Source organism: Streptomyces kebangsaanensis, assembly GCF_001906585.1.
In the GTDB taxonomy this organism is placed as follows: Bacteria; Actinomycetota; Actinomycetes; order Streptomycetales; family Streptomycetaceae; genus Streptomyces; species Streptomyces kebangsaanensis.
On sequence record NZ_JUJA01000146.1, the window covers coordinates 93,178 to 97,643 of the forward strand.

The 4,466-nt window shown below is 72.4% G+C and carries 5 protein-coding genes; 1 reads left to right on the forward strand and 4 read right to left on the reverse strand.

What is annotated here, in order from left to right; all coding sequences use genetic code 11:
* From RH94_RS44250 to RH94_RS22815, 3 genes are all read right to left on the reverse strand, one after another.
* Positions 1 to 400 (reverse strand): energy-coupling factor ABC transporter ATP-binding protein (locus tag RH94_RS44250; RefSeq protein ID WP_234425969.1); only part of this gene is annotated, 400 nt, incomplete at its 3' end.
* The gene (cbiQ, locus tag RH94_RS22810) at positions 388 to 1,179 is read right to left on the reverse strand and encodes a cobalt ECF transporter T component CbiQ (RefSeq protein ID WP_073949434.1); all 792 of its coding nucleotides are present in this window, start codon (positions 1,177 to 1,179) and stop codon (positions 388 to 390) included. The genes RH94_RS44250 and cbiQ, both read right to left, overlap by 13 nt.
* A 1-nt stretch (position 1,180) precedes the next feature.
* Positions 1,181 to 2,263 carry an energy-coupling factor ABC transporter permease gene (locus tag RH94_RS22815; RefSeq protein WP_073949437.1) on the reverse strand — a complete coding sequence of 361 codons (1,083 nt, stop codon included), beginning with the start codon at positions 2,261 to 2,263 and terminating at the stop codon, positions 1,181 to 1,183.
* A gap of 182 nt (positions 2,264 to 2,445) precedes the next feature.
* Between RH94_RS22815 and RH94_RS22820 the strand changes: the two genes are divergently transcribed.
* Complete coding sequence (locus RH94_RS22820; protein ID WP_073949439.1) at positions 2,446 to 2,811, forward strand: SsgA family sporulation/cell division regulator; 366 nt, start codon at positions 2,446 to 2,448, stop codon at positions 2,809 to 2,811.
* A 43-nt stretch (positions 2,812 to 2,854) separates the two neighbouring features.
* On the opposite strand, the gene RH94_RS22825 is transcribed toward RH94_RS22820, so the two are convergent.
* The coding region (locus RH94_RS22825; protein ID WP_234425970.1) for a penicillin-binding transpeptidase domain-containing protein at positions 2,855 to 4,466 on the reverse strand (1,612 nt) is incomplete at its 5' end.

Genomic DNA, 4,466 nt, shown 5'->3' on the forward strand with positions numbered 1-4,466 from the left:
CCCGCCGCTCCAGCTCCGGGCCCTTCAGCCCGGCCGCCGCCGGCCCGAACGCCACGTCCTCCCGCACGGTCGGCATGAACAGCTGGTCGTCCGGGTCCTGGAAGACGATGCCGACCTTCTGCCGGATCTCGGCCAGGTGCTTCTTCCCGACCGGCAGCCCGGCCACCGTCACCGTGCCGGTCCCGCCGCTCAGGATGCCGTTCAGATGCAGCACGAGGGTGGTCTTCCCGGCGCCGTTCGGGCCGAGCAGCGCCACCCGCTCCCCGCGCCCGATGCCGAAGTCCACGCCGAACAGGGCCTGGTGGCCGTCGGGGTAGGCGAAGGCGAGGCCGGAGACCTCCAGAGAAGCCGGAGAAGACGGAGAAACCGGAGAAGACGGAGAAGCTGTCATAGCGTCCATCCCAGCAGACACACCACGAGCGCGGTGCAGGGGAGGGCCAGGGCGTACGACCACTGCGCCCGGGACGCGGTCACCTCGTCGATGACCGGCATGGAACCGGCGTACCCGCGGCTCACCATGGCCAGGTGGACCCGCTCCCCGCGCTCGTAGGAGCGGACGAACAGCGCGCCCGCGGACTTGGCGAGCACGCCCCAGTGCCGGATCCCGCGCGCCTCGAAGCCGCGCGACTCCCGGGCGATCCGCATCCGCCGCATCTCGTCGGTGATGACGTCGCCGTAACGGATCATGAAGGAGGCGATCTGCACCAGCAGCGGGGGGAGCTTCAGGCGCTGCAGGCCCAGCAGCAGCTCCCGCAGCTCGGTGGTGGCGGCGAGCAGGACCGAGGCGGCCACGCCCAGGGTGCCCTTGGCGAGCACGTTCCAGGCGCCCCACAGGCCGTTCACGCTCAGCGACAGCCCGAGGACGTCCACCCGCCCGCCCTCCGCCACGAACGGCATCAGCACCGCGAACGCGACGAACGGCACCTCGATCAGCAGCCGCTTGAGCAGGAAGCCGGCGGGCACGCGGGCCACGGACGCGACGACCGCGAGCAGGACGGCGTACAGGGCGAACGCCCACATCGCCTCCCGCGGCGTCGACACCACGACCACGACGAAGGCGAAGGCCGCGGCGAGCTTGGTGTGCGGCGGCAGCGCGTGCACGGGGGAGTGCCCGTGCCGGTACAGCCGGTGGGCTCCCCCACTGCTGAACGCGTGGGTGGTGCCCCCATCCGCTCCCATGTCAGAGGGCCTGGGACGACGGGGCGGACGCGGAGGACGCGGAGGTCTCGGCGGACTCCACGGCCGTACGGCGCCTGCGGACCACCCAGAAGACCCCGCTGCCCGCCACGACGGTCGCCCCGACGCCGATCACGCCCGCGAGCCCGCCGGACAGCCGGGCGTCCGAGACGTCCTTCACGCCGTAGTCGGCGAGCGGGGAGTCGGCGTACGCGTGCTCCTTCTCCGTCTTGTCGATGCCGTGGTCGTGGGCGACCTTCTCCAGGCCGTCGGGGCTGGCGGAGGCGTAGAAGCTGACGAAGCCCGCGAGCACCAGGGAGGTGACCAGGCCGGTGATCCACAGCTTGCGCCGGGACCGGGCGGCGACGGGGGCGGGCTCCGGCTCCGAGGTGGCCGGGGCGTCGACGAGTTCGCCGTTCACCCGCAGCTTCAGGCGCTGCCGGAGGTCGCGCGCGCCGTACACCAGGTCCGGGCGTACGGCGATGACGGCACCGACGGTCAGTGCGGTGATCGCGGCCTCGCCGAGGCCGATGAGGACGTGCACGCCGATCATGGCGGTGGCGACCTTGCCGATCGCGACGTCGGTGGTGCCGCCGACCGCGTAGAGCAGCGTGAAGGCGACGGCGGCGGCCGGGACGGAGACGAGGGCGGCGGTGAAGGAGGCGACGGTGACCGCGCGGCGGCCGCGCGGGAGCAGCTTCACCAGGGCGCGGAAGACGGCGTAGGCGACGACCGTGGTGACGACCGCCATGTCGGTGATGTTGACGCCGAGCGCGGTCAGCCCGCCGTCGGCGAAGAGGATGCCCTGCATGAGCAGGACGACCGAGACGCACAGGACCCCCGTGCAGGGGCCCACGAGTATCGCGGCCAGCGCCCCGCCGAGGAGGTGGCCGCTGGTTCCCGCCGCGACGGGGAAGTTGAGCATCTGCACGGCGAAGATGAACGCCGCGACGAGACCGGCCAGCGGCGCGGTCCGCTCGTCGAGTTCCCGGCGCGCACCGCGCAGACTCACGGCGATGGCACCGGCGGCGACGACTCCGGTGACGGCGGAAGTGGGGGCGTTGATGAATCCGTCAGGCACATGCACCGTTCGATGATGTGGCTTGTTGCGAACCTTTCGCAAGAGCGAGGGCGGTGCGGGGGAGTGCGCGCATCGGTGCAGGACCGGAGGTTCGAGAAGCGGATTTCAGGAAATGTGCCACATTGAGAAGAGGGTAAGCGCGCGGAAAGCGCAGTCCCGCACAGGTACACCGCGTAAGGGGTCGTCCGATGCCGGTAGTCGAACAGTACGCACGCGCCCACATACTCACGGACGACACCCAGGACGACCAGGAGGACGTGGCCGTCCCGGTCGTCCTGCGCTACGACCCCCTGGCGGACCCGCGCGAGGTGCGGATCGGCCTGCCCGGCGCGCGCGAGTGGGCCTTCCCCCGGTCGCTCCTCGAACAGGGCCTGCGCGCGCCGGCCGGCACCGGTGACGTGCGGGTGTGGCCGTGCGGGCGGGTGCAGGCCGTGGTCGAGCTGCACTCCGCGCACGGGGTCTCGGTGGTGCAGTTCGAGACCAGGGTGCTGATCAGGTTCCTGAGGCGGACCTACCGGGCGGCGGCGACGGCGGCGGCCGTCGCCCACCGGTGACGCCCGGGGCCCTCGGTGCCCCGCCCGTGACGCCGGGGCGGGCTCAGCCGCCCGCCTTCAGCAGCGCCGCCACGATCGGGCCGGCCGTCGCGCCGCCGGTGCCCGCCGCCTGGACGACGCCCGCGGCGGCGAGGTCGCCGCGGTAGGCGGTGAACCAGCCGTTGGGCTTCTTCTGGTTGTCGACCTCGGCGGAGCCCGTCTTCGCCCCGTAGTCCGGGCCGAGGCCGGCCATGGCCTCGGCGGCGGTGCCGGACGCGGCCGTGTACCGCATCAGGTCGCGCAGCTGGGACAACGCGGACGCGGACATCGTGCGGGAGGCCGTGGCCAGCTTGCGGTTGTCGACGGACGGCGAGACCAGGTACGGCTGGTGGAAGACGCCCGCCTTGACCGTCGCGGCCACCGACGCCATGTTCAGCGGGTTCATCCGGACCCCGCCCTGGCCGATGAGCGAGGCGGCCATCGGGGCCGCCGACTGCACCGGGACCGCGCCGTCGAAGGACGGCACCCCGATCGCCCAGTCGCCCAGCCCCAGGCCGAAGACCTGCTGGGAGTGCTGCGTCAGGTCGGAGTCCTTCAGCTTCTCCGCCTGGCTGATGAAGGCCGTGTTGCAGGAGCTGGCGAAGCTCGCCTTGAACGTGCCGTTCTTGATCTCGGACTTCTTGTAGTTGTGGAACTTCCAGCCGCCGTAGGTGAACGTCTTCGGGCACGGGTGCGGCTTGTCGGCGGAGGCCAGGCCCTTCTCGATGAGCAGCGACGCGGTGACGACCTTCATCGTGGAGCCGGGGGCGAGGGAACCCTGGAAGGCCGTGTTGAAGTTGCGGTTGCTGTTCGCCACGGCGAGGATCTCACCGGTCGACGGGCGCATCACGACCACCGAGGCGCGCTCCTTCCGGGCCACCTCCCGCTCGGCCGCCGCCTGCAGGGACGGGCTCAGCGTCGTCTTCACCGTGCCCGGCGTGCCCTTGCTCAGCTCCAGGAGCGTCCTGTCGGACAGCTTCGCCTTCTTCGACTCCTCGCCGCGGACGACGCGCAGCTCCACGCCCGCCCTGCCGCCCGCCGTCGCGCCGTACTTCTCGCGCAGCCCGTCCAGGACCGGACCCAGCGACGGGTACGTGGCGGTGGTCATCTCGGCGCCGTCCCGGTCCAGTGCCTTGACCGGCGGGGTGCCGGACTCGCCGGTGACCAGGGTGTCGCCGTCCTTCAGCTCGGGGTGCACGACGGCGGCGTGCCAGTCGACGACCGGCTCCCCGTCCGCGGCACGCCGGACGACGGTCAGCGAGCTGTCGTACGCCAGCGGCTCGGTCTTCCCCTCGTACGACACCGTCGCCTTCACGGAGAACGGCACCTTGTCGCCGCTGCGGGTGCCCGCGGTGAGGGTGACGTCCTTCAGGCGCGCGTCCTTGGCGTAGCCGGTCAGCAGGGCGGTGGCCGCCGCGGAGTCGCTGGTCGCGGCCGCCGCCTCGGCGGACCTGCCCTGCTGCCAGGCGGTCAGGAACCGTACGGCCGTGGTCTGCACCTCGGTCGCCGACAGCGGTCCGCTCTTCACCGCCTCGCGGTGGCCGTCCGCCGCGGACCGCGTCCGGTCCTCGGCCTGGGCGTCGCCGCCGAACAGCGCGTAGCCGCCGACGCCCGCGCCGACGGCGACCACGGCGATC